Genomic DNA, 25,732 nt, shown 5'->3' with positions numbered 1-25,732 from the left:
TTGGGCGGTCAGCCGGCCGGTGAAGTGATGGCCAGTTCGTCCAGGACGGTGTCGGCCAGCACCCTGGCGCTCGGCTCGTAGTCGCGGGCCAGGGTGCGGAACACCTGCTCGGCCCGGATCGCCGGCCAGTCCGCCGGCAGGTGTTCGGCTGGCAGGTGCGGGTCCTGGCGGACCAGTTGCAGCCAGTCGGTGTGCAGGAGAAGCTGCCGGGCCAGGTCGTCGGCCGCCGAGGGGAGCGGGTCCGGGGTGTCCCAGCGGTCGAGGAAGGCCCGGTAGCGCGCGGCGATCCGCTCGGTGCTGAACGCCTTCCGCACCAGGTCGGCCGACTCGGTCGGCTTGAACGCCCGGGCCGTCATCACGGTGACGTGATCGCCGAGTTCGAGCGGGGCGAGGATGCCCGCGACGTCCTTGACGCCCGGCGCGATCCACAGCCCGCTCTGCAGCAGGCCGAACCCGGCCCAGATGAGCTGCGAGCGGAGGTCGTGCCGGGTGCTGCGCAGGCCGTCGGGGATCGAGAAGCCCACCAGGGTCCAGGCGCCGTCCCAGTCGCGGTTGACCGCGCCGGTCTCCCAGACCCGGCGGCGCCCGTCGTCGAGCACCTCCACCGCGTGCTCGGTCAGCCCGAAGTACATCCTGCGCCCCTGACGGTGCCGGGCCAGCAGGCCCCGCTTGACCATGCGGGTGAGCGTCGAGCGCACCGCCTCCTCGGTGACGCCGAGCCGGGCGAAGACGTCGATGACGCTGCCCGAATAGACGGCGGTGCCGCGCCCCAGCACGTAGACGCCGAGAAAGCTGAACATCAGGGACTGCGGACGGGCCGTCAGAGCGTCTCCATCGCCGAGCATCACAGCACAGAGGGTAGACGGATCCGTCACAGTCGGCAAAACTCTGACTCAGGTTGAGAAACTGCCCCATGTATGCGGGGTAGGTGGAACGTATGGATCGGACTCACCGATGCGAGAGGCCGTACGCCCATGGAGAACGCGGGAGTGGGAGGGTGGCCGGCTCGCCGGGCCCAGATGACGCCGGACCGTACGGCGTTCGTCTTCGAAGGCCGGGCGGTCACCTACGCCGAGGTGCACACGCGGACGACGAAGCTGGCCGCGCGCCTGCGTGAGGCCGGGGCGGGAGCCGGAGACCGGGTCGCCTACCTCGGCCCGAACCACACTGCTCTCGCGGAGACCATGTTCGCCACGCACCTGCTCGGCGGGATCTTCGTGCCGCTGAACTTCCGGCTGACCGCGCCCGAGATCGGCTACATGCTGGACGACTGCGGACCGGCCGTCCTGATCTACGCGCCCGAGTGCGCCGAGGTGGTCCAGGCACTCTCCGGCACCGCCGCCCTGCTCGTGCCGGATCATGAGAGCTGGCTGGCCGGGGGTGATTCCGCGCCGATCGACGTACGTGTCGGGCTGGACGACCTCGCGCTCATCCTCTACACCTCCGGCACCACCGGGCGGCCCAAAGGCGCCCTGCTCAGCCACGCCAACCTGGTGTGGAACACCTTCAACATGCTGATCGGCGTCGACGTCACGAGCGACGAGATGACGCTGATCAGCGCGCCGCTCTTCCACGTCGCGGCGCTGAACCAGACGCTGCTGCCGACGTTCGCCAAGGGTGGCTGCTCGGTGATCATGCCGTCCTGGGACGTGGACGGGTGTTATGACCTCATCGAGAAGCACGGCATCACCTGGATGTTCGGCGTCACCACGATGTTCGCCGCGTTCGCCCGGTCGCCGAGGTGGGCCACGGCCGACCTGTCGTCGCTGCGCAACCTGATGTCTGGCGGCGCGCCGATCCCGGCCGCGCTCATCCGGACCTACCAGGAGCGGGGTCTGGTGTTCTGCCAGGGCTACGGGCTCACCGAGACGGCGCCGGGCGCGACCTTCCTGGGGGCCGGGCAGAGCGTGCGCAAGGTGGGCTCGGCCGGGGTTCCCGTGTTCTTCACCAACGTACGCGTGGTCCGGCCCGACCTCTCCGGCGCGGCCATCGGCGAGCCGGGCGAGGTGCTGGTCCAGGGGCCGAACGTGACCCCCGGCTACTGGCAGAACCCCGAGGCGACCGCCGCGGCGTTCGAGGCGGGCGGCTGGCTCCGTACGGGCGACGTCGGCGCGTTCGACGGCGAGGGGCACCTGTACCTCGTGGACCGGGTCAAGGACATGTACATCTCGGGCGGCGAGAACGTCTATCCGGCGGAGGTAGAGGGCGTGCTCTTCGAGCACCCGGCCGTCGCGGAGGTCGCCATCGTGGGGGTGCCGGACGCCACCTGGGGCGAGGTCGGGCGGGCGTTCGTGGTCTGCCGGGCGGCCGTCACCGTCGAGGAACTGCGGGAGTTCCTCGACGGGCGGCTGGCCAGATACAAGATCCCGCGCTACTTCGACCTGGTGGACGACCTGCCCCGGACCGGCTCGGGAAAGACCCAGAAGGCCGAGCTGCGGGGCCGCCCGCTCAACCGGCCAGGCTGACGAGGCCCAGGGCCTTCGTGGGCCGGCCGGGAATGTCATCGCAGGACGGATGTCACACCTGGCATGCCCACCCGGCTCTATGGGGTGATCGCACATAGATGGGCCCCCAGTGAAAGGCCGGGCAATGTTCCTCGTAACCGGAGCCACGGGCGTCGTCGGACGCCCCCTCGTTCAGTTGCTCGTCAGCCAGGGCGCCAAGGTCCGCGCGGTCACCCGTGATCCGCAGGCGGCCGGCCTGCCCGACGGGGTCGAAGTCGTGACGGCCGACCCGGCACGGCCCGGCACGCTGGCCGACTGCCTGGAAGGCGTCACCGGTCTCTTCCTCCACCCGCGCGCCGTGGGACTCGCCGCCCCCGAACTGCTGGCACTCGCCAAGGACCGCGGGGTGACCCGGGTGGCGGTGCTGTCCGCGGTCAACGTCGACGAAGACCTCGATCACCAGCCGTCCCGGTTCAACGGGGACCGGAACAAGGAGGTCGAGGCCGCCGCCGTCGCCAGTGGCCTGGAATGGGTGAGCCTGCGGGCCAGTTCCTTCGCGATCAACACTCTCGTGGCGTGGGGCGCTCAGATCCGCGCCGGTGACGTCGTCCGGGGGCCGTACGCGAACTTCTCCGAAGCGCCGATCCACGAGCGGGATCTGGCCGAGGTCGGTGTCCGCGCGCTGCTGTCCGATGACCTGGTGGGCCGGAAGCTCCAGCTGACCGGACCGCAGTCCCTGACCCACGAGGAACTGCTCGCCACCATCGGTGAGGTGCTCGGCAGGCCGCTGCGGTTCCAGGAGCTGCCGCCGGAGGCCGTCCGGCAGGGCATGGTCGGGATGGGCATGGACGAGGCGTTCGTGGTGGCCCTGCTCGCCAGGTACGCCCGTGGCGCCGGCCAGCCTGCCTCCGTCACCGACGAGGTGGACAAGGCCCTCGGCCGTCCCGCACGCACCTGGGCGGAATGGGTCACCGACCACGCCGCCGCCTTCCGCGACTGACACACCAATTCGAAGGAGTACGTCATGGCAGACGAACACGTGCTCGACAGGAGCCGCACCGCGGTCGGGCCGAACACGACGCCGCGCTTCTTTCCCACCATGCGGATAACCGTGACCTTGCAGGCGGCCGCCATGTTGACGCAGGCCATAACGGCCGGCCTGCTGATGTCCTCGCCCGATGGCCGGGCGCTGCACGGCGGCACGGCCGTGGTGGCCGTGTTCGCGGGAGCGATGCAGCTCCTCGTCGCGATCCTGGTGTGGCGTCCGGGCGGCGGCTCGCCGCGCTACGTCGTCAACAGCACGTTCTTGCTGGTTCTGACGCTGGCGGAGGCGGCGCTCGGCGACACACATGTCCCGGCGGTGCACGTGCCTCTCGGCGTGCTGCTGTTCGGCGGGAGCGTCGTCCTGCTGTCGCAGGTCTGGTCGCGCGCCAAGTCGTAGCAGCGGGACCACCATGGACAGGTAGTTAGCTAATTGCCACAATGCCTTCGTGGTGGATGTGGATCTGGTCAAAGCGCTGGCCAACGACAAGCGGCTGCTGATCCTCGAATGGCTGCGTGAGCCCGAGCGGCACTTCCCGCCGCAGCGTGACGGTGACCTGGTCAGTGACGGGGTCTGCTCGCTGTTCATCGCGGAGAAGCTCGGTGTGAGCCAGCCGACCTGCGGCGGGCATCTGAAAGTGCTCAGCGCGGCGGGGCTGGTGCGCGGCAAGAAGATCAAACAGTGGGTGTTCTACCAGCGGGACGAGGGGCGGATCGCGGCGGCCAAGGAGTCGCTGGGCGGCGATTGGTGATCCATGGACGCGGGCCGGGTGCGCAGGTGGAAGGCGCGCCGGTAGGCGGCGGGGGTGGTGCGCAGGACGTCGTGGAAGCGGCGGCGGAGGTTCGTGGCCGAGGAGAGGCCCACCCGGCCGGCGATCGCGTCCACGGACAGGTCCGTCTCCTCCAGCAGCGCTCGCGCCCCGGCGATGCGCTGCGTGAGCACCCACTGACCGGGACTGGTACCGAGCTGGGCGGCGAACATCCGGGCCAGCGTCCGGGCCGACACACCGGCGCGGGCCGCCAGGTCGTCGACGGTCAGTGGTTCGCCGAGCCGCTCCGTGGCCCAGCCCAGCAAAGGAGCAAGGGAGTCGGGCACCCGGGCCCGCGATGGCGCGATGGCGTACTGGAGCTGCCCGCCCTCCCGGTGCGGCGGCATGACCATGTGGCGGGCCACCTTCGCGGCGTACGCGGCGCCGTGGTCGGCCCGGACGAGATGCAGGCACAGGTCGATCCCCGCGCTGGTGCCGGCGCTGGTGGCGACGTCGCCGTGGTCCACGTACAGCACGTCGGAATCGACGGTGACGGCGGGGAAGCGTTCGGCGAGCTCGGCCGCCAGCCGCCAGTGGGTGGTGGCCCGCCGTCCGTCGAGCAGCCCGGCCTGCGCCAGGACGAACGCGCCCGAGCAGATGGCGGCGATCCGCGCGCCGCGCGTGTACGCCCGGCGGAGCGCGGAGAGCACGGCCGCCGGGGCCGTGCGGGTCTGCCAGCCCGGGATGACGACCGTGTCGGCGTTCTCCAGCGCGGTCAGGCCCTCGGTGACCGTGATCGAATAACCGGCCAGGGTGGGCACCGGTCCCGGTGTCTCGGCGCAGACGCGGAAGTCGTAGTGGCGGGCGAGCCCCGGCCGCACGGTGGCGAACACCTCGGCGGCGCAGCTCAGCTCGAACGTCGCCAGCGGCGGGCTGGCCAGCGCGACGACACGATGCTCTGACGACATGGCAGAAAAGTACTCCATGACGTCTTTTCTGGCACTGGGTGGGTGCCGGTCGAGCTCGCCAGGATGGCGGGCATGGAACCAGAAGCGCAGGCAGTGCACATCGATGACATCGAGCCGGTGGAGGTGGCGCCCGGCATCGTCAGGAGGCGCCTCACCGCGACCGAGGGGGCTCGGGGCTGGCTCATCGACTTCGCCCCCGGCACGCAGTGGCCCGAGGTCGACGTACACGAGGGGGAGGAGCGCTACTACGTGCTCAGCGGTGAGGTGATCGAGGGCGAGACGCGGTATCAAGCGGGGACCTATGTGGTGTTCGCCGCGGGCAGCCGGCACCAGCCGCGGACCGAGACGGGAGCGCGCATGCTGGGCATCAACCTCCTGGCCAACTGAGCGTCAGAATGGGGACATGACCGACTTACAGTTGACGGGTGCGATCTCTCTCCCCGATGGGACCTGGGTCCGCGGCCGCGGCCTGCTGAACGCGCCCCCTACGGGGCCCGCTCCTGATTACGGCCTCTACCTGGGTTCGTCGGGGTTACGCCGGCGGGGTGGGGCCGGGCTGTCCTGGCCGCACGACTGGATCGACTGGCCGGACTTCCTCCTGCCCCGCGATCGTGACGACGCCGTCCGGCGGATCCGCGCGCTGTACGAGCAGGCCCGTGCCGGTGAGCGGGTCGAGGTGGCCTGCGGCCATGGGGTCGGCCGCACCGGCACCGTCCTCGCCTGCCTGGCCGTGCTCTCCGGGCTGTCCCCTGCCGAGGCGATCACCTGGACGAGGCAGAACCATCATCGGCGCTCGGTCGAGACCCCGTGGCAACGCGGCTGGGTCGCCCGCTTCCCCGTGGACTGAGATGATGTTGGCGCCTATTGAGGATAGTAGCGAGTCGGCTTTGCCCGGCCCGTAGGTAGGCTGGACGGCATGGTGAAGAGCGCGGCCCGGCAGCCCGTTCCAGCGCGTCGCGCCGACGCCGAGCGCAACATCGCGGCGATCCTCGACGCGGGCATGCGGCTGCTCAGCACCGACCCGGCCGCCAGCGTCGCCGACGTGGCCAAGGCCGCGGGAGTGGGCAGGGTGACGCTCTACGGCCACTTCCCGTCTCGGGAGGCCCTGGTCGACGCCGTGCTCGATCACGCGATCAGCATCGCCGACCTGGCGCTGGGGGGCGTCGACATCGACGGGCCGCCGGCGCCCGAGGCCGTGGCGGCGCTGCTGCGATCCTCCTGGGAGGTGCTCGACCGGCATCGGCGGCTGTTCGTGGCCGCCGACCGGGTGCTGCCCATGGAGCGGATCCGCGAGCACCACGACGTTCCCCTGCGGCGGATCGAGCGTCTGATCGCCCGTGGGCGGGACGACGGCGACTTCCGTACCGACCTGCCGTTGTCGTGGCTGGTGACCACGTTCTTCGGCGTTCTGCACAGCGCCGCCCAGGAGGTGGAGGCCGGACGGCTGGAGCGGGCGGACGTCGAGCGGGTGCTCGTTACGACGATGCTCTCGCTGCTGTGCCCCAGGGAGACCGCATGACGCCTTGGGCGGTCCTGTTCAGAGCCGCTGGCCGATCTCTTGGAGGAGTGCGACCTCGCCCCGCTGGTGGATCACCATGTGCGCGGCCATCTTCTTGACCTCGGGGTCGGCCCCATCGGTCTGTTCGGTGCGGGCCATCTCGACCGCGCCGTTGTGATGCGCGATCATCCCCTGGACGAACAGCTTGTCGAACTCCTGGCCCTTGGCCGACTCGAGCTGCTTCATCACCTTCTCGGACAGGAGGCCGGGCATCTCATGCCCCATGTGGCCGGCCATCTCGGGCTTGCCCCATGCGGTCAGCCAGCCCTTCATGATGCCGATCTCCCGCTCCTGGTCGGTCTTGATCTTCGCCGCGAGCTCCTTGATCTGGACGTCCCGCACGCGGGACGCCGCCAGGCCGGCCATCTCCACCGCCTGCTCGTGGTGCGGGATCATCATCTGCGTGAACATCACGTCGGCGCCGTTGGCCGACGGTGACCTGGCCGCCGTCGCGGCGACGGGCGCGGCGCTCGACATGCCCTCGTGGCCGGTCATGCCGGTGCCCCCGCACGCGGTGAGCAGGGCGAGCGCGCCCGTGGCGGCGGTGTACGAGGCCGTGCGGTTGATGAGCGTTCTGACCCGCAACGCGATCCTTCCCACTTGGTGGTCCCCTCTCCATCCAGCCAGGTCGGCTCAGCCCCCCGCCGCCGCTTCTGTGGTGCCGCGCCCGGGTGGACGAGCGCGGCACCACAGAAGCAGCGACGGGGGCCGGGTCAAGCCGACAACGGGTTCACCGCTCGATGGTGCAGGCCGGTGACGGGCACCTCGTGCAGGTTGCCGGAGTACAGGTACTGGGTCATGCCGACCAGTAATCGCCGTACGTCCTCCTGGGGGCGGACCACCAGCCGGAGGAACTGGCTCGTCGTGCCCAGCTTGTTGCCGCACTCGCGTACGTACACGCCGTGCTCGGAGAGCAGGTGGTCGCGCAGCGGCACCCCGTCATGCCCAGGTGGCAGCTTCACCAGCAGGAAGTTGCCCTGCGAGGCGTAGACGGTGAGCTCCGGCATCGCGCTGAGCTGGTGGTACATCGTCCTTCTGTCCTGGGTGAGCCGCCTGAGGCTCTCCTGGTACTCGGGCACGCACTGCTTCATCATGAACACCACGACCTCGGCGAACGAGTTGAGGTTCCACTTGGGCAGCGCGTCGCGTATCTTCCCGGCCAGCGCCGGGTTGGCGACCATGTAGCCGAACCGGATGCCGTGCAGCCCGAAGTTCTTGCCCAGGCTGCGGAGCACGATCACGTTGGGCCGGACCGCGGCCTCGGCGGCTATGCCCGGGTACGGCTCGGCGTCCACGAAGTCGCCGAACGACTCGTCGACGATCACCAGATCCAGATCGATGAGCTGGTCGAGCAGCCACAGCACCTCGTGTTTGGGCAGGTAGCCACCGTCGGGGTTGTTGGGGTTGCAGATCACCGCCACCCGGGAGCCGCGCATGCGGATGAAGCGGACATAGTCATTGACGTCGAGGGCGAAGCCGCGGCTCTCCGTCAGCGGGAACATGTCGACCCGCTTCCCGGTCTCCATCGGCTGGTCGGTCCAGCGGCCGAAGGTGGGGATCGGCACCGCCAGGCTCTCCTTCACCAGCAGGTGGTCGATCCAGGTGATCAGCTCGGTGGAGCCGTTGCCCATGGCGACCGTCTGGGGATGAAGCCCCAGCGTGGAGCAGAGCTCCGCGGTGATCGTGCCCGCGTCGCTCGGATAGAACTTAAGGATCGTCTCCAGGTTCCTCCCGAGATGCTCGAATATTTCCGGGGTCGGGAAGTAAGGGTTACACGGGATGCAGAAGTCCACCGGGGCACGTTGACCCGATGAGCCGCGCAGCAGTGAGAAGTACGAAGGGCTGTGCGCCTGCGCTCGCAAAAGGCTGAGCTCCACGACACCTCCTGGGGCACGTGTCCGGACGTGAGTAGGTACGCGTGGCTTTGGGAGTCGGTTCAGCCGATAACGACCTTTCGGCCCGCGCACTCGCCGGACGATCCCGTCCACGGCCCTACTTGGCGGACCACATTCCCAGGTGGGAGCCCGTGTCGGACGCCTGGAGAGCGGCCGGGTCGAACGAGCGGGCGCCATCGGTGGTCAGACCGCCGGTCGAGCCGGGCAGCACCCAGGCCGCGCCGGTGCCGGCGGCCGTGCCGTTCTCTCCGGGGGCGCCGATGCCGAGGTCGGCCTTGCCGTCGCCGTTGAGGTCGCGCAGGCTGACGGAGGCGCCGAACCGGTCCCCGTCCTCGGCGGTCCCGGGCACGCCCGGACTGGCCTGCGTGAACAGCCGCGCCCCGGCCGGGCCGCCCTTGCCGCCGCTGAACAGCAGCACGGCGCCGCCACCGGCCTTGCCGGGCAGACCGGCGGCGAGGTCGGCGTACCCGTCGCCGTCCACGTCCCCGGCGGCCAGATCGAAGCCGAACTGGTCGCCTCGCTCTCCCGTCCCCGGCACGCCGGGGCTGTCCTGGGTGAGGGTACGGGTGCGACGGCCGGGGCCGTCCGCCGAGCCGTACAGGACCTTGATGGTGCCCTTGTCGCTCTTGAGCGTGTCGACGAAGCCACCGGGGATGACGCGCATCGCCAGGTCGCCGTAGTGGTCGCCGTCGATGTCGCCCACCGTGGCGGTGGTGGCCGCGTCCAGCCGCGCCGGCCGCCCGGCGAGGCCCTGCGGGCCGCCCTTCCAGAACAGGGACGGCTCGGCCGTCTCCTCCCAGGCGTGCATGGTGACCAGGTCGTCCTTGCCGTCGCCGGTCAGGTCGCCCGCGACCAGCCTGGTCGGCTGCTCGTAGGACCCGTCCAGGGTGACCTTGCGGGCGGGGCGGCCGTCACGCTGGAACGGGCCGTGAAAGATGTTCACGGTCCCCCTCTCTCCGGTGGCGACCAGGTCGTCACTGCCGTCGCCGTCGAAGTCCCCGGCGGCCAGTTCCCGGCCCTCGGCCCGGTCGACCAGGTCCGGCGGGACCCCGGCGCGCGGGGGGTCGATCAGCGGGGTGCCCAGCGCCAGCCCGTCCTTGCCACCCCACAGCAGGGTGACGAACCGCCGGTCCAGATCGAAGGGGTTGTACGAGCCGACGGCCAGATCGGTGTAGCCGTCGGCGTTGAAGTCGCCGGCGGCCGTGCGGGCCCCGAACGCGTCCGCGGCCACGGGGTCGTTCGGCACGTTGGCGCTGTCGAGGTGGAGGATCCGGCGCCGGGCGGGATCGACACCACTGGCCGCGCCATACAAGATGGCGATATATCCGGCTTTAAGGGTGTGGCCGACCGTGCCCGCCGGTGCTGAGATGGCGTAGTCCTCGAAGCCGTCACCGTTGAAGTCGACAGTGGCGAGCCCGGAGGGGGGCTTGGCGGTGGGCCCGGTGGTGCCGCCTCCATGAGGCGCCAGCACCATGGACGCGCAGATCACCGCACTCGCGACACCCCACACAGATCCTCCACCTAGCCCTCGATCTCAGCACGATACACAACGAGTGGTTGACACCATCCAGGTCGAGCAGAAAAGATACGGTCGTCCGTACAACTTGGGACGTGAGCGTATGACCGACTGGGAACGCCGGCTGGGTCTCGACCCGTCAGCCGCTGTGCCGCTCTACTACCAGCTACGCGAGCGCCTGCGGGCGGTCATCCGCGACTGCGAGCCCGACACGCTGATCCCCGCAGAGAAGGACCTCATGGTCTACGCGGGCGTGAGCCGGGCGACGGCCCGCCGGGCGATCGGCGACCTGGTGCAGGAGGGCCTGCTGGTGGCCAGGCAGGGCAGCGGCACCTACACCGCGCCGCTGGCCGTGGCCCCCGAGCTGGGGGCGCGCCCGGTCGGCTTCACCGAGACGATGGCGCGGCTCGGCCGCAAGCCGACGACGCGCGTGCTCAAGGCCCATCTGCAGCCGGCGGGCGCCGAGGTCGCCGTGGCGCTCGGCCTGCGCGAGGAGCAGCAGGTCGTCTTCGTCGAGCGGCTGCGGCTGATCGAAGGCGCGCCCTGCATGCTGGAGAGCGCCCACCTGCCCGTCGAGCTGGTGCCCGGCATCCTCGACGAGGACCTGACCGGTTCGCTGTACGACCTGCTGCGCATGAAGTACGGACTGACTCCCGCGAGCGGCAGGGAGACCATCGGGGCGGTCAACGCCGACTACCGGCTCGCCGAGCTGCTGCACGTCCCCATCGCCGCCGCCCTGCTGGCCACCGCCCGCAACACGTGCACCGAGAGCGGCGTCGCGCTCGAATACACCATCCGCCACGCGCGCGGCGACTTCGCCGTGTTCTCCGTGGAGCTCAACGACGCCAAGAACGCCCTGATGGGCCAGTAACCCTCCCACCACCACCCCCCCCAACACCTCGCCACCCCGCGGTCCGGTGGCGGAGCCCTGCCTTCCGGAGGTTGAGCATGACCATGTTGACCCGGCGCAACCTGCTCAGAACCGCCGCGCTGGCCACGGCGTCCGGCGTGCTCGCCGCCTGCGGCTCGGACCCGGTGCCCACCGTGCCCACCGACGGGGTGCCGCGGGGGAAGATCTCCGTCTGGCTGCACCAGACCAAGTCGTACGACGCGGTCTTCACCCCGCTGCTGCGCAAATACATGCAGGAGTTCGGCGGGGTCGACATCACCCCGCTCTACGTGCCGGTGGCCCAGCTCGACGCCAAGCTGCTGACCGCCTTCGCCGGTGACGTGCCGCCCGACCTGTTCAAGATCGGTGGCTGGACCATCCCCGGCCACGCGCGCAAGGGCCGGCTCGCCCCGATCATCCCCAAGGCCATGGGGGTGGCCGACGAGAAGGCGCTGATCCAGGACTACGACCCGCACGCGATCGGCTCGCTGTCGTACGAGGGCAAGGTCTACGGCGTCCCCATCGACTACACGATCTGCTACCTCTACTACCGCCGGGACAGGTTCGTAGAAGCCGGGCTCGATCCGGACAAGCCGCCCACGACCTGGGAGGAGGTCGCCGAGTACAGCAAGAGGCTGACCTCGGCCGACGGCAAGAAGGTGGGCCTGCAGTGGATCCTGGGCAACCCGCAGTGGACGCTGATGCAACTGCTCGCCCTGGTCAAGGGGAAGGGCGGCGGGATACTCAGCGACGACGCGAGCAAGGCGACGCTGGCCACTGACGCGGGGGTCGAGGCGCTGCGTTACTACGGGAGCCTGGGCAACGCGAAGCTGTCGAACCCGCTGTCCGGCTTCGGGCTGTTCGCCACCGGGGAGGCGGCCATGCTGGTCTCCGGGCTGTTCGCGATGGACCTGTTCCCCACGCTGAACCCCAAGCTGACGTTCGGCAAGGTCTTCGACATCGCCCCGATGCCGCGCTGGGACGCGGGGCAGCCCGTCGCCCCCGCCTACACCTGGGGCTGGGCGGTGGCCAAGCAGTCGAAGCTGCCGTACACCGCCTGGCACTTCGTCGACTACCTCCAGCGCGAGGACGTCGCGGCCAAGCAGCTCAAGGACGCCAGCCTGCTCACGCCGGTCAAGGGCTGGGAGAAGCTGCCGGGTGCCGACCCGAAGGCGCTGGAGATCATGGCGGCCGCCGCCCCGCACGCCGACTTCGGCCCGCAGACGCCGGTGTGGAACGAGATGGCCAAGTCGCTGACCGACGCCGCCGACGCGGTCGCCTTCGGCAAGAAGACGCCCGAGCAGGCGGCCGCGGACTTCGACCAGGCGATGCGGATCACGTTGTGACGGTTTCCTTACGGCTGGTGCCGCCCATCGCCCGGGTCTCGGGCAAGGGCCAGCGATGGGCGGAGGCCCGTACCGGCGGTCTGCTGGCCCTGCCGGCGGCGGTCTACTTCCTGGTCTTCTGGCTCGTGCCGTTCGTCGTGGCCGTGTATCTCAGCTTCACCAGCTACGACCTGGCCGGGACGCCCGAATGGACCGGCCTTGCCAACTACCGCAGGATGCTCGGCGACCCCGGCTTCTGGAACTCGGCCCGCGTCACCGCCGCCTACACGGTCGGGTCGGTGGTCCCGTCGATCGTGCTCGGCCTGGCGATCGCGGTGCCGCTGAGCAAGCCGGGCAGGTACAACGCCTTCCTCCGCGGGCTGGTCATGATCCCGGCGGCGATGCCGCTGGTGGCCACCTCGATGGTGTGGTCGGTGATCTTCGCCGAGAAGGGCCTGGCGAACGCGCTGATCGGGCTGGTCGGGGCGGAGCCGAAGCCGTGGCTGACCGACGAGGGGCTCGCGCTCTGGGCCCTGGTGATCATGACGACGTGGAAGCATCTCGGACTGTTCGTGATCATCCTGACCGCGGGGTTGCAGGGGCTGCCGCTGAGCGTCTTCGAGGCGGCCGAGCTCGACGGCGCCGGTCCGGTGCGGATCTTCTACCGCATCACGCTTCCGCTGCTGCGCCGCACGCTGCTGTTCGTGCTGGTCATCGCGGTGGTCGGAGCGATGCAGTCGTTCGTGCCCGCCTTCCTGCTGACCAAGGGCGGGCCGGCGGGCGCCACCGAGGTGCTGCCGCTCTATCTGTGGGCGACCGGCTTCGGGTTCGAGCGCATGGGCTACGCCTCGGCGATCGCGATGGTGCTGCTGGTGGCCATGCTGGCGCTCTCGCTGGTGCAGTTCAGGGTGCTCAGGGGAGGTGAGGACGGGTGAAGGTGGTCCGTGGCACGCTGCTGACGCTGGTCGTGGCCGTCCTGCTGCTGCCGGTGTACGCGATGTTCGCGGTCTCGTCGGCGTCGGACGCGACCGATCTCGGCGGGTTCGGCTTCGACGCGTCCCAACTGGGCGCGCACGTCTCCCAGCTGTTCAACCAGGGTGACTTCCCCGTCTATCTGCGCAACAGCCTGATCCTCGCGCTCAGCATCGGCGTACTCGAAGTGATCTTCTCCTCGGCCGCCGGCTACGCGCTCGCGCAGCTCCGATTTCCGGGCAGCGGGGTGCTGTTCGCGCTCATCGTGGGGACGCTCTCGCTGTCGCCGATCGTGGTGCTCGTGCCGATGTACCTCATCGTCAAGGAGCTGGGCTGGATCAACTCCTACCAGGGCATGATCGTGCCGTTCATGATGAGCGCGTTCGGGGTGTTCCTGGTCCGTCAGTTCGCTCTGGCCATCCCGCATGAGCTGCTGCTGTCGGCGCGGGTGGACGGCGCGACCGAGTTGCGGATCTTCCTCCGCATAGGGGCGCCGCTGCTGCGGCCCGCGCTGCTCACGCTCTTCCTGCTGCAGTTCCTCGCGCAGTGGGACAACCTGCTGTGGCCGCTCATCGTGGCCAACGATCCCGGTCTCTGGCCGCTGCCGGTGGGGCTTTCGCAGATCCAGACGGAGTACGACTTCAGCATCGGCCTGGTCAGCACCGCGGCCCTGATCACGGCGGTGCCGCCGCTGGTGCTGATGTTCCTGCTGCAGCGCTACTACGTCGCGGGGCTGACCCTGGGAGGGGTACGGAAATGAGCGCGTTCGGCGAATGGACCACGGCGTACGGACTGCCTGCCTTCGCGTACACGATGGACCAGGAGAGTGACCCGCGCGCGGAGTGGAATCCGGTCCTGGATCCGCTCACCCGGCGGCACTTCGTCCATGTCGGGAACCGGCGCATCACCCTGGTCGCGGACAACTACGGGCTCAGCGACCTCTTCGACGAGCACACCGGGCTGCTGTGGCTCACGCGGGGCACGGGCGTCACCCGTGCCGGGACCCTTTCTACCGATATTTCGGGATCGGAGCGGATCTTCGGGCCGACGTTCGCGATCGTCCGGGTCGCCGATGACCGGATGACGCTGGAGCGTACGGTGCTGTGCCCCGAGGGCGAGCAGCCGTGGGTGCTGATCCGGCTGCGCGTGCGCAACCTGCTGGACGAGCCGGTACGGCTGGAGCTGACCGAGGAGTGGACGCCCGGAGCCGCCCGGGTCGAGCTCATCACCGGTGCGAAGCCGGCCGAGGATCCCGGGCTGGAGCTCGAACTCATCGGCGGGGCCAGGACCGGGTCCGGCCACCTGACTGTACCTCTGGATCTGGCGGCGGGCGAAGAGCGGCTGCTGGAGCTGAGGTACGGCCTGCTGGACGACGGGACCGCAGCCCCGTCATCCAGAAGGTACGGCCTGCTGGACGGCGGGACCGCAGCCCCGTCGTCCAGCGGCGCGGGGGAGTTCGACGGCAGCATCGCCGCGCTGCGTGACCGGCTGCCGAGGGCGGTCGCCGCGCGGGCGCCCGAGGCCGAGCGGGAGGTCCCGTGGCACGCGGCGCTGCTGACCGGCGCGGCCTGCGCCGACGGCGTGCTCGGCGGGCACACCCTCGACCAGGGCTCGTGCTACTCCTTCCGGCACGGCTTCAACGGCGCCGCGCGCGACCCGCTCCAGCACGCGCTGCCGCTGGTGTACATCGAGCCGGACCTGGCGCTGTCCGTGCTGCGCAACACGTGCGCCTGGGGCGGCCCCGACGGTGACCTGCCTTATGCGCTCGGACCGGACAAGCGGCCATGGACCGACCTGTTCCGCCCCTCGGACCAGAACCTGTGGGCCCTGTGGCTGGCAGCCGAATACCTGAGCGCGACGGGCGACGTGGCGGCTTTCGCCGAGGCCGTGCCGTACCACCCGGTCCACGGGGCCGCGCCGGTGCCGCTCGGCGAGAACCTGCGCCGGCAGTTCAGGTTCCTCACCGACGTGGTGGGCCGGGGAGAGCACGGCCACCTGCGGATACTGAACGCCGACTGGAACGACATGGCCATCACCGAGAGCGGCGTGGCCCGCGAGGTGATGATCTCGCACGGCGAATCGGTCCTGAACTCGGCCATGGCCGCCTGGGTCCTGCCGCGCTACGCGATCCTGGCCGAGCGGCTCGGCGACCACGCGACCGCGGCCGAGGCCCGCAAGCTCGGCGAGGAGCTGCGCGACCTGGTGGCGGGCGAGTGGAACGGGCGGTGGTACCGCCGCGCGTACGGCCCCGGAGCGGTCGTCGGGGAGTCCGACCTGTGGCTGGAAGTGCAGCCTTGGGCCATTCTGAGCGGTGCCGCGTCACCTGAGCGGGCTGTGGAGCTGTTGCACACTATCGAGCGGACCTCCGCCGCGGACTCGCCGCTGGGCGCTCGGCTGCGCTGGCCCGACCGGGGCGGGTACGGTCCCGGCGGGGTCGGCACGATCTGGTACGCGATCAACATGACGCTGATCTGGGCCGCCGCCGAGCACGTTCCCGAGCTGGGCTGGAAGTGGTGGCGCCGGATGTCCCTGGCCGCCCATACGGCTGCCTATCCGGACGTATGGGAGGGCACGCTGTCCGGCCCCGACGCCTATCTGGCGCCCGAGACCGAGCGGCCGGGCCGCACATGGGACCTGGCCGAGGTCGGCGTCGCCATGCAGGCGTACCCCGTCGCCAACCTGCACAGCCACTCCCAGCCGTTGCTGGCCTACCTGCGGCTGCTCGGCGTCGAGCCGTTCCGCCCGGCCAAGGCGCACGATGACGCCGGCTTCGAGTCGCGCGTCCTGAGGATCGGGCCGTGACCCGGCTCGGGGTCGACGTCGGCGGAACGTACATCAAATGGGTGCTGCTCGACGCGGACGAGGTGGTCAGCATGGGCACCGTCCCCACACCGCCGAACCCCGACGAGACGATGGCGTTCGTGGCCTCGCTGGCCGCCCAGCGCGTGGAGAGCATCGGGATCGGGCTGCCCGGCCATGTGGACAGGGAGACCGGGACCGCGCTGTTCGTACCGAACCCGCCCGGGGACTGGGACGGCTATCCGGTCGGCCCGCGACTGGGCGCCCTGACCGGGACACCGGTGACCGTGGTCAACGACGCCCGCGCGTTCGGGCTCGCGGAGCTGCTCCTCGGGGCGGCTCGCGGGCTGCCCGACGTGCTGTTCGCGGTGCTCGGAACCGGGGTGGGCGGGGCGGTGGCGCTGCGCGGCGGGATACTCGTCGGCCCTCGCGACAATCTCGGCGAGATCGGGCACGTCACGGTCGCCCCCTGGGGGCCGGTGTGCTGCTGCGGCAACCGGGGTTGCGTGGAGACGTTCGCCGGCGCGTCCGGCATCGTGCGGGCCTTCGGTTCCGGCCCGCCCGAAGTCGTCGCCGAGGCCGCCAGGGCGGGTGACGGGCGGGCGCAGGGCGTGCTCTCCAGAGCCGGTTGGGCGCTCGGCATCGCCTTGGGCGACGCGGCGGCGTTCTTCGGCGTCGGCACGGTGGTCGTGGGCGGCGGGGTCGCTGGCGCGCTCGATCTCATGCGATCCGCCCTGAACACAGAACTTGAGCGGCGACGTCCGCTTATTGGGGACATCGCGGTGCTACCTGCCGTACTCGGCCCGATGGCAGGGGCGATCGGCGCCGCGCTCTATGGGAGGAGATCTGGATGAAATGGATACGGCGCGCGATGGAGTTGCTCGGCGAGATCGAGCGGACACAGGAGGAGACCCTTGCCGCGGCCGCGCGGATCGCTGCGGCGGCCATCGGCGGCGGGGGCGTGGTGCACACGTTCGGCACCGGGCATTCGCGGATGGGGGTGGAGGAGATGTTCCCCCGCTATGGCTCCTATCCCGGCTTCCATCCCATCGTGGACCTGTCGACGACGTTCTACACCCAGGTGGCCGGGTCGAACGGGATGCGGCAGGCGATGTTCATCGAGCGGGTCGAAGGGCTCGCCGACGCCATCCTGGCCAACTTCGAGCTGCGGCCGACCGACGCGGCCATCGTGTTCAGCGTCAGCGGGCTGAACGCCGTGCCGATCGAGATGGCGATGGGACTGCGCAAGGCGGGACTGCCCGTGGTGGCCGTGACGTCGATGCGGGAGACCACGGCCGTCGAGCCCGGCCATCCCAGCGGGACCCGGCTCGCCGACCACGCCGACGTGGTGATCGACCTGTGCACCCCGGTCGGTGACGCGATGTGCTCCGTCGACGGGCTGGCCGAGCCGGTGGGCCCGGGCAGCACGGTGGCCGCGGTCTCCGTGGTCAACGAGATCAAGGTCCGTACGGCCGAGCTGCTCGTCGCGGGCGGCTGGATCCCGCCGGTCATCTCCAGCGCCAAGCTCGTCGGCGGCCCGCGCTCCGAGGAGCTGTTCGAGGCCGCCTATCTCGAGCACGCCCGCCGCGCCGCCGCCGTCCTCAGGAAAGCATGAGCGCCGTACTGGTGGCCGGCTCGGACGGCGGCATCGGCCGCGCCTGCCTGGAGGCGGTCGAGGCCACCGGCGGGGCCGCCTTCGGCGTGGACCTGGCCGGCGGCATCGACATCACCGCGCCGGGGCACGCGGAGAAGGCCCTGGCCCAGGCGACGGCCGTACACGGGCAGATCTCCGGCGTCGTGCACGCGGTCGGCATGTCGGGCCGCTCGCTCGGCGACGGCGGCGTGGTCGAGTGCACCGACACGGCGTGGCACGAGGTGCACCGGGTCAACCACGAGTCGGTGTTCCGGCTGCTGCGCGCGGCGATCCCGGCGATGCGGGAGGGCGGCTCGATCGTGGTGATCGGCTCGGCGCTGGGCTCGTCGCTCGACGACGACTTCCGCACCGTGGCCTACGCCTCGGCCAAGGGCGCGCTGATCCCGCTGATCAGGACCGCGGCCCGCGAGGCGGCGCCGCACGGCGTACGCGTCAACCTGATCTCGGCCGGGCTGGTGGCCACGCCGATGAGCCGCCGCGCCCGGACCTCCGAGTCCGTCAAGGCCAAGCTGCCCTCGCTGATGCCGCTCGGCGCCGGGCCGTGCCAGCCGGAGGAGGTCGCGCAGGCCGTGCTGTGGCTGCTGTCGCCGTCGTCCGGGCGGACCACGGGCGCGGTCATCCCCGTCGACGGAGGGTGGCACCTGCGATGAACGTGCTGTGGGAAGGCGACGTGGTGGTCGCGGGCGGGGGCAGCGCCGGGTGCGCGGCCGCCGTCGCGGCGGTGCGTTCCGGGGCGTCGTGCCTGCTGGTGGAGTCGGCGGGCTTCCTCGGCGGTACGGGCGCCGCGGTGCTCGACACCTTCTACGGCTTCTACGCCCCCGGCCCCGTCTCGCGGCGGGTCGTCGGCGGCGTCGGCTGGGAGGTGTGCGAGCGGCTGTTCGAGGCCGGAGCCGCCTTCGAGCGGCCCAACACCTATGGCGCGGGCACCGGGGTGACCTACGAGCCCGAGGAGCTCAAGCTGGTCTGGGACGCGCTCGTCCCGGACGCGCTGCTGCACGCCAGGGTCTGCGACTTCGTGCCCGGCACCGGCGTCGTCGTGGAGACCGTGGCGGGCCGCTTCCTGGTCAAGGCCCAGGTGGTGATCGACGCCACCGGGGACGCCGAGGTGGCCTGGCGGGCCGGCGCCACCCTCGAACGCCCAGGGATGCGGCTGCAGCCGATGACGGCCACGTTCCGGCTCGGCGGGGTCGATCTGTCCGCCACCAGCACGGCGGAGCTGCACGCGCTGATGGCCGATGCCGACCTGCCGAGGCGCGAGGGGTCCGTGCACAGGACGGTGAACGACGGGATCGTGCACACCAACCTCACGCGGGTGACCGGCCTCGATCCGACCGATCCGGTCCAGTTGGCGGAGGCCGAGCGGGTGGGGCGGCGGCAGGTCCGCGACTACGTCGGCTTCCTGCGGGCGAAGGTGCCGGGGTACGGCTCGGCCGTGCTGCTGAGCACGTCCGTACGTATCGGCGTACGGGAGTCACGACGCCTGGTCGGACGATATGTCCTGACTTCTGATGATGTGTTGGCGGGAAGGGATTTTCCCGACACGATCGCGCGGTGCGGCGCGCCCATCGAGGACCATGCCTCGGGGGACGCCACGCGCTGGGAGTACGTCCACGATTTCGGCACCTACGGCATCCCGTACCGGTGCCTGCTCCCCGTCGAGGTCGGCGGGTTGATCGTGGCCGGGCGCTCTTTGTCGGCCACGCACGACGCCCACGCCTCCGCCCGGTCCATGGGGCAGTGCATGGCGATGGGGCAGGCGGCGGGGACGGCGGCGGCGCTGGCCGTACAGGCGGGGGTGGAGCCCGCGGCGGTGGACGTCGAGCTGCTGCGTACGCGGCTGCGAGAAGGAGGAGCGCTGCTGTGACGGTCCGGACCGTGCTGGGGGATGTCGAGGAGATCGGCATCACCTACGCGCACGAGCACCTGTTCATGACCGGTGACTGGCCGGTGCGCAACGAGCCGGACTACCGGCTCGACTCCCTCGACGCCGCCGTCGTGGAGGTGACGGAGGCGCAGCGGCTCGGCCTGTCCGCGGTGGTGGAGATGACGCCGCTCGGCTTCGGCCGCAGCCCGTCGCTGATGAAGGAGCTGGCGGAGCGGACCGGGCTGCACGTGATCGCGGTGACCGGGTTCCACAAGAGCGGGTACTACAGCGACGCGCACTGGCTGCACCACTACTCGGTCGACGAGATCACCGAGCTTCTCGTGACGGAGATCGAGCTGGGCATGGACGAGTACGGGCTGGTGGGGCCGCTGGTGCGGCGGTCGTCGGCCCGCGCGGGGGCCATCAAGATCGCCACTGGGTACCACGCGTTCGGGCGCGGTGTGGCGCGGCTGATCAGCGCGGTGGCCGGCGCCGCGCGGCGGAGCGGGGTGCCGGTCGTCACGCACTGCGACAAGGGCACGATGGGGCACGAACTGCTCGACGCGCTGGCCGCCGAAGGGGTGGCGGCCGATCGGGTGGTGCTCGGGCACATCGACCACAATCCCGACGCCGGATATCTCATCTCCTTGGCGGAGAGAGGGGCTTATCTGGCCTTCGATCGGCCCGGACGGATCAAGTACGGCCCGGACAGTGACGTCGTCGCGCTCGTCGCCGAGCTCGCCGGGCACGGGCTGGGGGATCGGGTGCTGTTCGGGATGGACCTGGCGCGCAGATCGTACTGGCCGAGTCTGGGTGGTGGGCCCGGCCTGCCGTACCTCTTGGAGCGGTTCGTGCCGCGGCTGGAGGCCGCGGGTCTGGGTGAGGTGGCCAAGGCGGCGCTGACCGGCAACCCGCGCGCCGCCTTCGCACTGCGCCGTTAGGGCAGGTTCTTCTCCACCTGGTTCTGCCAGTTCGTGTTGGTGTTGAGCTCCGGGGTGCTGCCGACGAAGGCGCCCCTGGCGTAGGTGTCGCCCTGGAGCTGGTACATCAGCCAGGCCGTCACGTAACCGAGGAAGCCGCCGCCGGTGCCCTGGATCGTGTTGTGGCCGGCGCCCTTGAGCTGCGCCTTCGCCGCCGCTCCTGGGACCTGGCCGTAGTACGTCTGGAGGGCCGAGTTGGGAGAGATGAGGGTGTCGTTGGCGCCGCTGACGAACAGCACCGGACAGGTGAGCTGGTTGACGTAGAACTCGTCCCCCGAACTCACCCAGATGGAGGCGGGCAGTGCGATGGGGATGACGGTGTCGATCAGGCCACCGGACTTGGTGGCCGTGTTCACCGCGCCGCCGGCGCCCTGGGAGTGGCCGACCGCGCCGACCTTCGTCACGTCGAGCTTGTCGTAGAAGACGCTGGAGCTGTCGGTGTTCCTGGCGATCAGGTACTGGGCGGCGGCGATCATCTCGGATCCGGTGCCGGTCGTGGTGTCGGTCGAGGCGACCACGGCGAAGCCCCAGGAGGCGAGCTGGTTGAGCAGCCCGGGATACTGCGTGGGCACGGCGTTCGTGCCGTTGCCCCAGGTGATGATCGGATGCTTGACGCCCCCGGCGCCGAGGTCGGCCGGGTAATAGAGCTTGTAGCCCGGGGCGTCGACGGTCGCGACCGTCCAGGGGCCGGCGACCTTGTAATGCGCCTCGATGGTGTCCGCGGCCTGGGCCGGTCTGGCCACAACCCCCAGCATGAGCACGACGACGGCCAAGAGAAGCTTCATACGGCCTCCACAAGTTGTACGGATGACCGAAACTGTCGCTTCACAAAGGACCGCTGTCAATGGTTGGATCAGGCTCATGGAGCACGTGCCTACCGCCGCCGAGATGCTCGGCTGGATCGAGACCGTCGTGTCGCGGGGCATCCGCCGGCCGGGTTACCCGGCCGACGTATGGACCGAGCGATGGCTGGCCGAGCGGCTGACCGAATTCGGGCTGGAGGTCGCGCTGGAGCCGGTGGAGGTGCCGCGCTGGCAGCCCGGCACCGGGGTGCTGCGGCTCGACGACGGCACGGAGCTGGCCGGGTTCCCGCTCCCGCACACCGCGCCGACCGACGGCCTGCGCGCCAGGATCGTGCCGCTCGCCGACGCGCGGCCCGGCGACATCGCGGTGGACGAGCTGGCCTTCACCGAGCTGCCGCAGTCGTACGTCAGCACGCTCGCGACCTCGGCCTACGACCCGGAGGGCGTCTTCGACACGCTCGTCCAGACCATCCCGTTCGGCCCCCGGATGATGGACGTCGTCGAGCCCGCGCTGGAGGCGGGCGCGGCCGGCTTCATCGGGGCGCTGACCGGGCTGCCGTGGGAGACGCGCGACTACTACGTGCCCTATGACGCGATCGAACGGCCGATTCCCGGTCTGTGGTTGTCCGGGGCCGACGGCCGGCGGCTCCTGGACCGGCTGCCCTGCACGGGCGAGCTGGTCGCCCAGTCGGTCACCGACACCGTGACCACGTACAACGTGGTCGCCACGCTGCCCGCCGACTCGCCGCACACGGTCATCGTCGCCTCCCACCACGACGGGCCGTGGGCGTCGGCCGTCGAGGACGCCTCCGGCATCGCGCTGGTCCTGGCCGCCGCGCGTTACTGGTCCCAGGTGCCCGTCTCGGCCCGGCCGCACAACCTGATGTTCCTGTTCACCTCCGGGCACATGGCGCACGCGGCGGGCACGAGGGCGTTCATCGAACGCCACCGCCCGCTGCTGGCAGACGTGGTGCTCCAAATGCATCTCGAACACGCGGCGCTGCGCTGCGACGGCGTGGACGGTGAGCTCGTCCCCACCGCGGACCCCGAGGTCAGGTGGTGGTTCACCAGCCGGATGCCGCGGCTGGAGAAGCTGGTCGCCGAGACGCTGGAGACGGAGGGCCTGCGCCGGTCCTTCGTGCTGCCGCCCGACGCGTTCTCGCCCATGCCGCCCACCGACGGGGCGTTCTTCCACCCTGAAGGCGTCCCGCTCGTGCACTTCCTGTCGGCGCCGATGTACCTGTTCGACTCGGCCGACACCCTCGACAAGATCGACGTGGCCGGGCTGGAACCGCTGGTCCGCGCGGCCGTACGCATCGTGGCCGGAACCGCCGGGTGGTCGCCTCAGCCCTGATCGAGGGCTTCCTGGTACTTCGCGGCGTCCTCCAGGCTGAGCATGGGGTGCGAGTAGATGTCGATCAGCGTCCGGGCGAGCAGGCGGTCGCCTTCCGGACTGAACACCTCGACGTCCACGGCCCGCGAGATGTGCTGGTGGAGGACGGATACCGACAGCGCCATCGCGGTGACCACCGCTGCCCGGGCCTTGCGGGACACCGGCGGGGGATCGGGCCGGCTCCTGTCGTACTCCTCGATCCACCCCTCGCTCAGCCGTACGAGCTCGTCGAAGACGACCTCGGCCCGACCCTCGGCCAGGGCCCGCGCCACATACCGTTGATACGGCCCCAGGGCGGCCCTGGCGACGGCCACATAGTTGACGTCACTCGGCAGGGTGTCGGCCAGGACCTGGTCGTTGAGCCGGCGGACCAGCTTGGCCAGGTAGTCGTCGCAGGCCTCGCGCAGCGCCTCTTTGGAGCCGAAGTGGTGGCGTACCAGCCCGGAGGACACGCCGGCGGTCTCGGCGATGCCCCGGATCGTGGCCCGCTCGAACCCGTGCTCACCGAAGTGCCGCAGGGCCGCGTCTCTGATCCGGGCGCGGGCGGTGAGGTCTTCTCGATCCGGTTCGATCGCCACGCTGTCACCGCCGTTTGTATAGCCCGCTACTTGATCAGCAAGCTTACTATACGTATGTATAGCATTGACCGCGGACTTCGTTCAGCTTTCACGGTGTACTGCTGGAGGAGTTCGCCGCCCACCCGACGGCATGCGGTGCCGGCGACAGAGCTGTTTCGGTGGGAGTGCGCGTAGGGCGGGGCTCGCACGTGCTCGGCCAGGCGTTGTCGTACCCCCGGTGTAGCGTCCAGGCCGGAGTCAGGTTCATGCTCTGCGGTTGACGGAGGCGCGCGCATGACGAGTACGACAGGCGAGCCCGTGGTGGTGGTGTCCCGGCGCATCGGCGCCCCGGCGGGGGACATCTTCCGGATCCTGGCCGACCCCGGACGGCACCCGGACCTCGACGGCTCGGGGATGCTGCGCGGTGGCGTCTCCGACGCCGTGGTCTCGGGCGCCGGGGACGTCTTCGTGATGCGGATGCACTACGAGCGCTACGGCGACTACGAGATGAACAACCACGTCGTCGAGTACGAGCCGGACCGCCGCATCGGCTGGGAGCCGAGGCCCGGTCGCGGGCACCCGGACGCCATCGCGCCCGGGGCCGCGTGGGGCCACCGGTGGATCTTCGACCTGCTCCCGGATGGGGCCGGGGTGACGGTGGTGACCGAGATCTTCGACGGTTCGCGCATGCCGGAGGACAAACGCGCGGAAGTGGACAGCGGGCGCGCCTGGTGGCAGGCGCAGATGGCGAGCACCCTCGAACGCCTCGCCGAGCTGTGCGCCGCCCGGTGAACGCCGAACTCGACGCCCTCAAGGGCGCCCTGGACCGCCAGCGCGAGCACGTCCTCGGGATCCTCGAAGGGCTCTCGGAGGAGGATCTGCGGCGGCCGGTGCTGCCCAGCGGCTGGAGCTGCCTGGCATTGCTGCGCCACCTCACCCTGGATGTCGAACGCTTCTGGTTCCCCGGGGTGATCGCAGGCGAGCCGGATGTGGCCGGACAGCTCACGGCGGGCGCGGAGGCGCACTGGTACGTACCCGAGGGGATGAGCGCCGAGGAGGTCTTCGTCGACTACCGGGCGGCCATCGCGCGCGCGGACGCCGTGCTCGCCGCTGCCGCGCCCGAACAGGAGCCCGCCGCCTGGCCCGTGGAGATCTGGCCGACCTGGCGGCTGCCTGAGGTGCGGCACATCCTGATCCACGTGCTCACCGAAGTCGCCTGCCACAGCGGCCACTTGGACGCGGTGCGCGAACTGATCGACGGCACCACCTGGCTCGGCGGCAACCCCTACGCCAGCTAGTTCTGTGGCCGGATCAGGTTCGCCGGGTTCTTCAGGCCGCGGTGGCAAGGGGGTGCGCTCCAGCGGATGCGGGCGCGTTCGCGGCGCTGGGCGGCGAGGACGTCGGGGTGGCGGGGATAGGTCGCGGGATGCCGCTCGGGCCGGCCCTGCTCGACCCAGCAGGGTCTCAATGTCTGTCGCCACGTGATCAGTCGTTGACGCACCGGTAATGGGTGGTCAGCCGTCCCTCGTCGTCCAGGATGTGGAAGGCGAGTGCGGGCGGTTGGTCGAGATGGACGTAGTCCTCGGGGTGGGCGTGGTGCTCCCATGGGAGCCGGAGCGTGGATACCACCCCCGGAGCTACCAGCAGCGGGCGTCCCGCGAAGGTGGTCGTCGCCGCTGTGTGCGCGTGGCCGGACAGGAAGGCTGTGAGGTTGGGGTGGCGGTCCGCGAGCGCGGAGAGCCGCTCTGCTCCGAACTGACGGATGCCGTCGACGAAGGGGATGTGCAGCGGGGCCGGCGGGTGGTGGAACCCGACCAGTACGGGCACCTCGTCCGGGGCCTGGGCCAGGATGTCCGCCAGCCACGCCAGCGTCTCGTCCTCGAGGAAGCCCTCGTCCTTGCCCGGAACCGAGGAATCGCACAGTGCGATGACGACTCCGGCGGCGTGGTGCACCTGGTTGATCGGTGCCACCGATCCCGGCTGCTTCAGCAGGTACTGCCGGAATGCGGCGCGCTCGTCGTGGTTACCGGGGCAGACCACGACCGGGTGTCGGGACGTCAGGAGGTGTCGAGCCTGCTCGTACTCGGCGGGCAGAGCGTGGTCGGTGATGTCTCCGGTGACCAGGATCGCGTCCAGGTCGTACGGGAGTTCTTCGAGGTAATGCATGACGGCCCGGGTGCGCTGCGCGCTGCGCCGGCCGTCGTCGAGGTGGGTGTCGCTGAGGTGGGCGATCACGATCATCGCTGGAATCCCTTCGTCGTGGTGTGCAGGATGTGGGCGAGGACGGCCGAGTAGTCCTGGTGGGCGCGGCCGGCGCGTTCGGCG

The 25,732-nt window shown here is 70.5% G+C and carries 29 protein-coding genes; 20 read left to right on the top strand and 9 right to left on the bottom strand.

Going from position 1 to position 25,732, the window contains the following annotated elements; translation table 11 throughout:
* Window positions 1-8 precede the first annotated feature (8 nt).
* Window positions 9-845, bottom strand: a complete 837-nt coding sequence (locus AB0F17_RS11690) for a PaaX family transcriptional regulator C-terminal domain-containing protein (RefSeq protein ID WP_358020865.1) — start codon at window positions 843-845, stop codon at window positions 9-11.
* Window positions 846-974: 129 nt separating this feature from the next.
* Here AB0F17_RS11690 and AB0F17_RS11685 point away from each other — a divergent pair, with 129 nt between their 5' ends.
* The 4 genes from AB0F17_RS11685 to AB0F17_RS11670 all read left to right on the top strand — a co-directional run bounded on the left by AB0F17_RS11685 (window position 975) and on the right by AB0F17_RS11670 (window position 4,237).
* Window positions 975-2,465, top strand: a complete 1,491-nt coding sequence (locus tag AB0F17_RS11685; protein WP_358020137.1) for a long-chain fatty acid--CoA ligase — start codon at window positions 975-977, stop codon at window positions 2,463-2,465.
* Window positions 2,466-2,589: 124 nt separating this feature from the next.
* The gene (locus tag AB0F17_RS11680; RefSeq protein WP_358020135.1) at window positions 2,590-3,444 is read left to right on the top strand and encodes an NAD(P)H-binding protein; all 855 of its coding nucleotides are present in this window, start codon (window positions 2,590-2,592) and stop codon (window positions 3,442-3,444) included.
* 24 nt (window positions 3,445-3,468) lie between these two features.
* Window positions 3,469-3,885, top strand: coding sequence for a hypothetical protein (locus AB0F17_RS11675; RefSeq protein ID WP_358020132.1), 417 nt, complete (start codon window positions 3,469-3,471; stop codon window positions 3,883-3,885).
* A 49-nt stretch (window positions 3,886-3,934) separates the two neighbouring features.
* The gene (locus tag AB0F17_RS11670) at window positions 3,935-4,237 is read left to right on the top strand and encodes a winged helix-turn-helix domain-containing protein (protein ID WP_225293086.1); all 303 of its coding nucleotides are present in this window, start codon (window positions 3,935-3,937) and stop codon (window positions 4,235-4,237) included.
* On the opposite strand, the gene AB0F17_RS11665 is transcribed toward AB0F17_RS11670, so the two are convergent.
* A complete protein-coding gene (locus tag AB0F17_RS11665) occupies window positions 4,177-5,202 on the bottom strand; it encodes a helix-turn-helix domain-containing protein (RefSeq protein WP_358020128.1) in 1,026 nt (341 codons plus the stop codon). The two genes, AB0F17_RS11670 and AB0F17_RS11665, sit on opposite strands and share 61 nt — an antisense overlap.
* Window positions 5,203-5,274: 72 nt before the next feature.
* Here AB0F17_RS11665 and AB0F17_RS11660 point away from each other — a divergent pair, with 72 nt between their 5' ends.
* From AB0F17_RS11660 to AB0F17_RS11650, 3 genes are all read left to right on the top strand, one after another.
* Complete coding sequence (locus AB0F17_RS11660) at window positions 5,275-5,589, top strand: cupin domain-containing protein (RefSeq protein WP_358020125.1); 315 nt, start codon at window positions 5,275-5,277, stop codon at window positions 5,587-5,589.
* A gap of 16 nt (window positions 5,590-5,605) precedes the next feature.
* Complete coding sequence (locus AB0F17_RS11655) at window positions 5,606-6,049, top strand: protein-tyrosine phosphatase family protein (protein WP_358020122.1); 444 nt, start codon at window positions 5,606-5,608, stop codon at window positions 6,047-6,049.
* A gap of 69 nt (window positions 6,050-6,118) precedes the next feature.
* Window positions 6,119-6,721, top strand: a complete 603-nt coding sequence (locus tag AB0F17_RS11650) for a TetR family transcriptional regulator (RefSeq protein ID WP_358020119.1) — start codon at window positions 6,119-6,121, stop codon at window positions 6,719-6,721.
* Between the two features lie 18 nt (window positions 6,722-6,739).
* On the opposite strand, the gene AB0F17_RS11645 is transcribed toward AB0F17_RS11650, so the two are convergent.
* From AB0F17_RS11645 to AB0F17_RS11635, 3 genes are all read right to left on the bottom strand, one after another.
* Window positions 6,740-7,360, bottom strand: coding sequence for a DUF305 domain-containing protein (locus AB0F17_RS11645; protein WP_358020116.1), 621 nt, complete (start codon window positions 7,358-7,360; stop codon window positions 6,740-6,742).
* A gap of 113 nt (window positions 7,361-7,473) precedes the next feature.
* Window positions 7,474-8,637 carry a histidinol-phosphate transaminase gene (locus AB0F17_RS11640; protein WP_358020113.1) on the bottom strand — a complete coding sequence of 388 codons (1,164 nt, stop codon included), beginning with the start codon at window positions 8,635-8,637 and terminating at the stop codon, window positions 7,474-7,476.
* A gap of 115 nt (window positions 8,638-8,752) precedes the next feature.
* Window positions 8,753-10,165, bottom strand: a complete 1,413-nt coding sequence (locus AB0F17_RS11635) for an FG-GAP-like repeat-containing protein (RefSeq protein WP_358020111.1) — start codon at window positions 10,163-10,165, stop codon at window positions 8,753-8,755.
* A gap of 109 nt (window positions 10,166-10,274) precedes the next feature.
* Here AB0F17_RS11635 and AB0F17_RS11630 point away from each other — a divergent pair, with 109 nt between their 5' ends.
* From AB0F17_RS11630 to AB0F17_RS11585, 10 genes are all read left to right on the top strand, one after another.
* Window positions 10,275-11,042 (top strand): GntR family transcriptional regulator, encoded by a 768-nt coding sequence (locus AB0F17_RS11630; RefSeq protein ID WP_358020108.1) that lies wholly within the window; start codon window positions 10,275-10,277, stop codon window positions 11,040-11,042.
* Window positions 11,043-11,119: 77 nt separating this feature from the next.
* Entirely contained in the window at window positions 11,120-12,406 is a 1,287-nt protein-coding gene (locus AB0F17_RS11625) for an ABC transporter substrate-binding protein (RefSeq protein ID WP_358020105.1), read from the top strand.
* Window positions 12,403-13,320: a sugar ABC transporter permease gene (locus AB0F17_RS11620; protein WP_358020102.1), complete on the top strand. Its 918-nt coding sequence runs from the start codon at window positions 12,403-12,405 to the stop codon at window positions 13,318-13,320. Before AB0F17_RS11625 ends, AB0F17_RS11620 begins: the two co-directional genes overlap by 4 nt.
* Entirely contained in the window at window positions 13,317-14,117 is an 801-nt protein-coding gene (locus tag AB0F17_RS11615) for a carbohydrate ABC transporter permease (protein WP_358020099.1), read from the top strand. The genes AB0F17_RS11620 and AB0F17_RS11615 overlap by 4 nt, the downstream gene beginning before the upstream one ends.
* A complete protein-coding gene (locus AB0F17_RS11610) occupies window positions 14,114-16,159 on the top strand; it encodes a hypothetical protein (protein WP_358020096.1) in 2,046 nt (681 codons plus the stop codon). The genes AB0F17_RS11615 and AB0F17_RS11610 overlap by 4 nt, the downstream gene beginning before the upstream one ends.
* Window positions 16,156-17,010 (top strand): ROK family protein, encoded by an 855-nt coding sequence (locus tag AB0F17_RS11605; protein WP_358020093.1) that lies wholly within the window; start codon window positions 16,156-16,158, stop codon window positions 17,008-17,010. The genes AB0F17_RS11610 and AB0F17_RS11605 overlap by 4 nt, the downstream gene beginning before the upstream one ends.
* On the top strand, window positions 17,007-17,771 hold the full coding sequence (locus tag AB0F17_RS11600) for a sugar isomerase domain-containing protein (protein WP_358020090.1): 765 nt from the start codon (window positions 17,007-17,009) through the stop codon (window positions 17,769-17,771). The genes AB0F17_RS11605 and AB0F17_RS11600 overlap by 4 nt, the downstream gene beginning before the upstream one ends.
* A complete protein-coding gene (locus tag AB0F17_RS11595; RefSeq protein WP_358020087.1) occupies window positions 17,768-18,460 on the top strand; it encodes an SDR family oxidoreductase in 693 nt (230 codons plus the stop codon). Before AB0F17_RS11600 ends, AB0F17_RS11595 begins: the two co-directional genes overlap by 4 nt.
* Window positions 18,457-19,674, top strand: a complete 1,218-nt coding sequence (locus AB0F17_RS11590; RefSeq protein ID WP_358020084.1) for an FAD-dependent oxidoreductase — start codon at window positions 18,457-18,459, stop codon at window positions 19,672-19,674. The genes AB0F17_RS11595 and AB0F17_RS11590 overlap by 4 nt, the downstream gene beginning before the upstream one ends.
* Window positions 19,671-20,615 (top strand): hypothetical protein, encoded by a 945-nt coding sequence (locus AB0F17_RS11585; RefSeq protein ID WP_358020081.1) that lies wholly within the window; start codon window positions 19,671-19,673, stop codon window positions 20,613-20,615. The genes AB0F17_RS11590 and AB0F17_RS11585 overlap by 4 nt, the downstream gene beginning before the upstream one ends.
* Here AB0F17_RS11585 and AB0F17_RS11580 read toward each other — a convergent pair.
* The gene (locus AB0F17_RS11580) at window positions 20,612-21,439 is read right to left on the bottom strand and encodes an alpha/beta hydrolase (RefSeq protein ID WP_358020078.1); all 828 of its coding nucleotides are present in this window, start codon (window positions 21,437-21,439) and stop codon (window positions 20,612-20,614) included. The two genes, AB0F17_RS11585 and AB0F17_RS11580, sit on opposite strands and share 4 nt — an antisense overlap.
* Window positions 21,440-21,515: 76 nt before the next feature.
* On the opposite strand from AB0F17_RS11580, the gene AB0F17_RS11575 reads away from it, so the two are divergent.
* Window positions 21,516-22,811, top strand: a complete 1,296-nt coding sequence (locus tag AB0F17_RS11575; protein WP_358020075.1) for a M28 family peptidase — start codon at window positions 21,516-21,518, stop codon at window positions 22,809-22,811.
* On the opposite strand, the gene AB0F17_RS11570 is transcribed toward AB0F17_RS11575, so the two are convergent.
* Window positions 22,802-23,428, bottom strand: a complete 627-nt coding sequence (locus AB0F17_RS11570; RefSeq protein ID WP_358020072.1) for a helix-turn-helix domain-containing protein — start codon at window positions 23,426-23,428, stop codon at window positions 22,802-22,804. The two genes, AB0F17_RS11575 and AB0F17_RS11570, sit on opposite strands and share 10 nt — an antisense overlap.
* Before the next feature lie 273 nt (window positions 23,429-23,701).
* Between AB0F17_RS11570 and AB0F17_RS11565 the strand changes: the two genes are divergently transcribed.
* Complete coding sequence (locus AB0F17_RS11565) at window positions 23,702-24,199, top strand: SRPBCC family protein (protein WP_358020069.1); 498 nt, start codon at window positions 23,702-23,704, stop codon at window positions 24,197-24,199.
* Window positions 24,196-24,705 carry a DinB family protein gene (locus tag AB0F17_RS11560; RefSeq protein WP_358020067.1) on the top strand — a complete coding sequence of 170 codons (510 nt, stop codon included), beginning with the start codon at window positions 24,196-24,198 and terminating at the stop codon, window positions 24,703-24,705. The genes AB0F17_RS11565 and AB0F17_RS11560 overlap by 4 nt, the downstream gene beginning before the upstream one ends.
* Here AB0F17_RS11560 and AB0F17_RS11555 read toward each other — a convergent pair.
* Together AB0F17_RS11555 and AB0F17_RS11550 are read right to left on the bottom strand one after the other, a co-directional pair.
* A complete protein-coding gene (locus AB0F17_RS11555; RefSeq protein WP_358020064.1) occupies window positions 24,702-24,875 on the bottom strand; it encodes a hypothetical protein in 174 nt (57 codons plus the stop codon). The genes AB0F17_RS11560 and AB0F17_RS11555 overlap by 4 nt on opposite strands.
* A 17-nt stretch (window positions 24,876-24,892) precedes the next feature.
* Complete coding sequence (locus tag AB0F17_RS11550; RefSeq protein ID WP_358020061.1) at window positions 24,893-25,648, bottom strand: metallophosphoesterase; 756 nt, start codon at window positions 25,646-25,648, stop codon at window positions 24,893-24,895.
* Between the last annotated feature and the right edge of the window lie 84 nt (window positions 25,649-25,732).

Source organism: Nonomuraea sp. NPDC026600 (assembly GCF_040638335.1).
In the GTDB taxonomy this organism is placed as follows: Bacteria; Actinomycetota; Actinomycetes; order Streptosporangiales; family Streptosporangiaceae; genus Nonomuraea.
Note: the sequence above shows the minus strand (reverse complement) of the source record. Positions and strands in the feature narration are given on the sequence as shown.

What these genes read in the sequence shown, in the direction of transcription:
- AB0F17_RS11690 (WP_358020865.1), bottom strand. Translation starts at nt 845, where the DNA reads ATGCTCGGCGATGGAGACGCTCTGACGGCCCGTCCGCAGTCCCTGATG.
- AB0F17_RS11685 (WP_358020137.1), top strand. Translation starts at nt 975, where the DNA reads ATGGAGAACGCGGGAGTGGGAGGGTGGCCGGCTCGCCGGGCCCAGATG.
- AB0F17_RS11680 (WP_358020135.1), top strand. Translation starts at nt 2,590, where the DNA reads ATGTTCCTCGTAACCGGAGCCACGGGCGTCGTCGGACGCCCCCTCGTT.
- AB0F17_RS11675 (WP_358020132.1), top strand. Translation starts at nt 3,469, where the DNA reads ATGGCAGACGAACACGTGCTCGACAGGAGCCGCACCGCGGTCGGGCCG.
- AB0F17_RS11665 (WP_358020128.1), bottom strand. Translation starts at nt 5,202, where the DNA reads ATGTCGTCAGAGCATCGTGTCGTCGCGCTGGCCAGCCCGCCGCTGGCG.
- AB0F17_RS11660 (WP_358020125.1), top strand. Translation starts at nt 5,275, where the DNA reads ATGGAACCAGAAGCGCAGGCAGTGCACATCGATGACATCGAGCCGGTG.
- AB0F17_RS11655 (WP_358020122.1), top strand. Translation starts at nt 5,606, where the DNA reads ATGACCGACTTACAGTTGACGGGTGCGATCTCTCTCCCCGATGGGACC.
- AB0F17_RS11650 (WP_358020119.1), top strand. Translation starts at nt 6,119, where the DNA reads ATGGTGAAGAGCGCGGCCCGGCAGCCCGTTCCAGCGCGTCGCGCCGAC.
- AB0F17_RS11630 (WP_358020108.1), top strand. Translation starts at nt 10,275, where the DNA reads ATGACCGACTGGGAACGCCGGCTGGGTCTCGACCCGTCAGCCGCTGTG.
- AB0F17_RS11625 (WP_358020105.1), top strand. Translation starts at nt 11,120, where the DNA reads ATGACCATGTTGACCCGGCGCAACCTGCTCAGAACCGCCGCGCTGGCC.
- AB0F17_RS11610 (WP_358020096.1), top strand. Translation starts at nt 14,114, where the DNA reads ATGAGCGCGTTCGGCGAATGGACCACGGCGTACGGACTGCCTGCCTTC.
- AB0F17_RS11600 (WP_358020090.1), top strand. Translation starts at nt 17,007, where the DNA reads ATGAAATGGATACGGCGCGCGATGGAGTTGCTCGGCGAGATCGAGCGG.
- AB0F17_RS11595 (WP_358020087.1), top strand. Translation starts at nt 17,768, where the DNA reads ATGAGCGCCGTACTGGTGGCCGGCTCGGACGGCGGCATCGGCCGCGCC.
- AB0F17_RS11590 (WP_358020084.1), top strand. Translation starts at nt 18,457, where the DNA reads ATGAACGTGCTGTGGGAAGGCGACGTGGTGGTCGCGGGCGGGGGCAGC.
- AB0F17_RS11580 (WP_358020078.1), bottom strand. Translation starts at nt 21,439, where the DNA reads ATGAAGCTTCTCTTGGCCGTCGTCGTGCTCATGCTGGGGGTTGTGGCC.
- AB0F17_RS11575 (WP_358020075.1), top strand. Translation starts at nt 21,516, where the DNA reads ATGGAGCACGTGCCTACCGCCGCCGAGATGCTCGGCTGGATCGAGACC.
- AB0F17_RS11565 (WP_358020069.1), top strand. Translation starts at nt 23,702, where the DNA reads ATGACGAGTACGACAGGCGAGCCCGTGGTGGTGGTGTCCCGGCGCATC.
- AB0F17_RS11550 (WP_358020061.1), bottom strand. Translation starts at nt 25,648, where the DNA reads ATGATCGTGATCGCCCACCTCAGCGACACCCACCTCGACGACGGCCGG.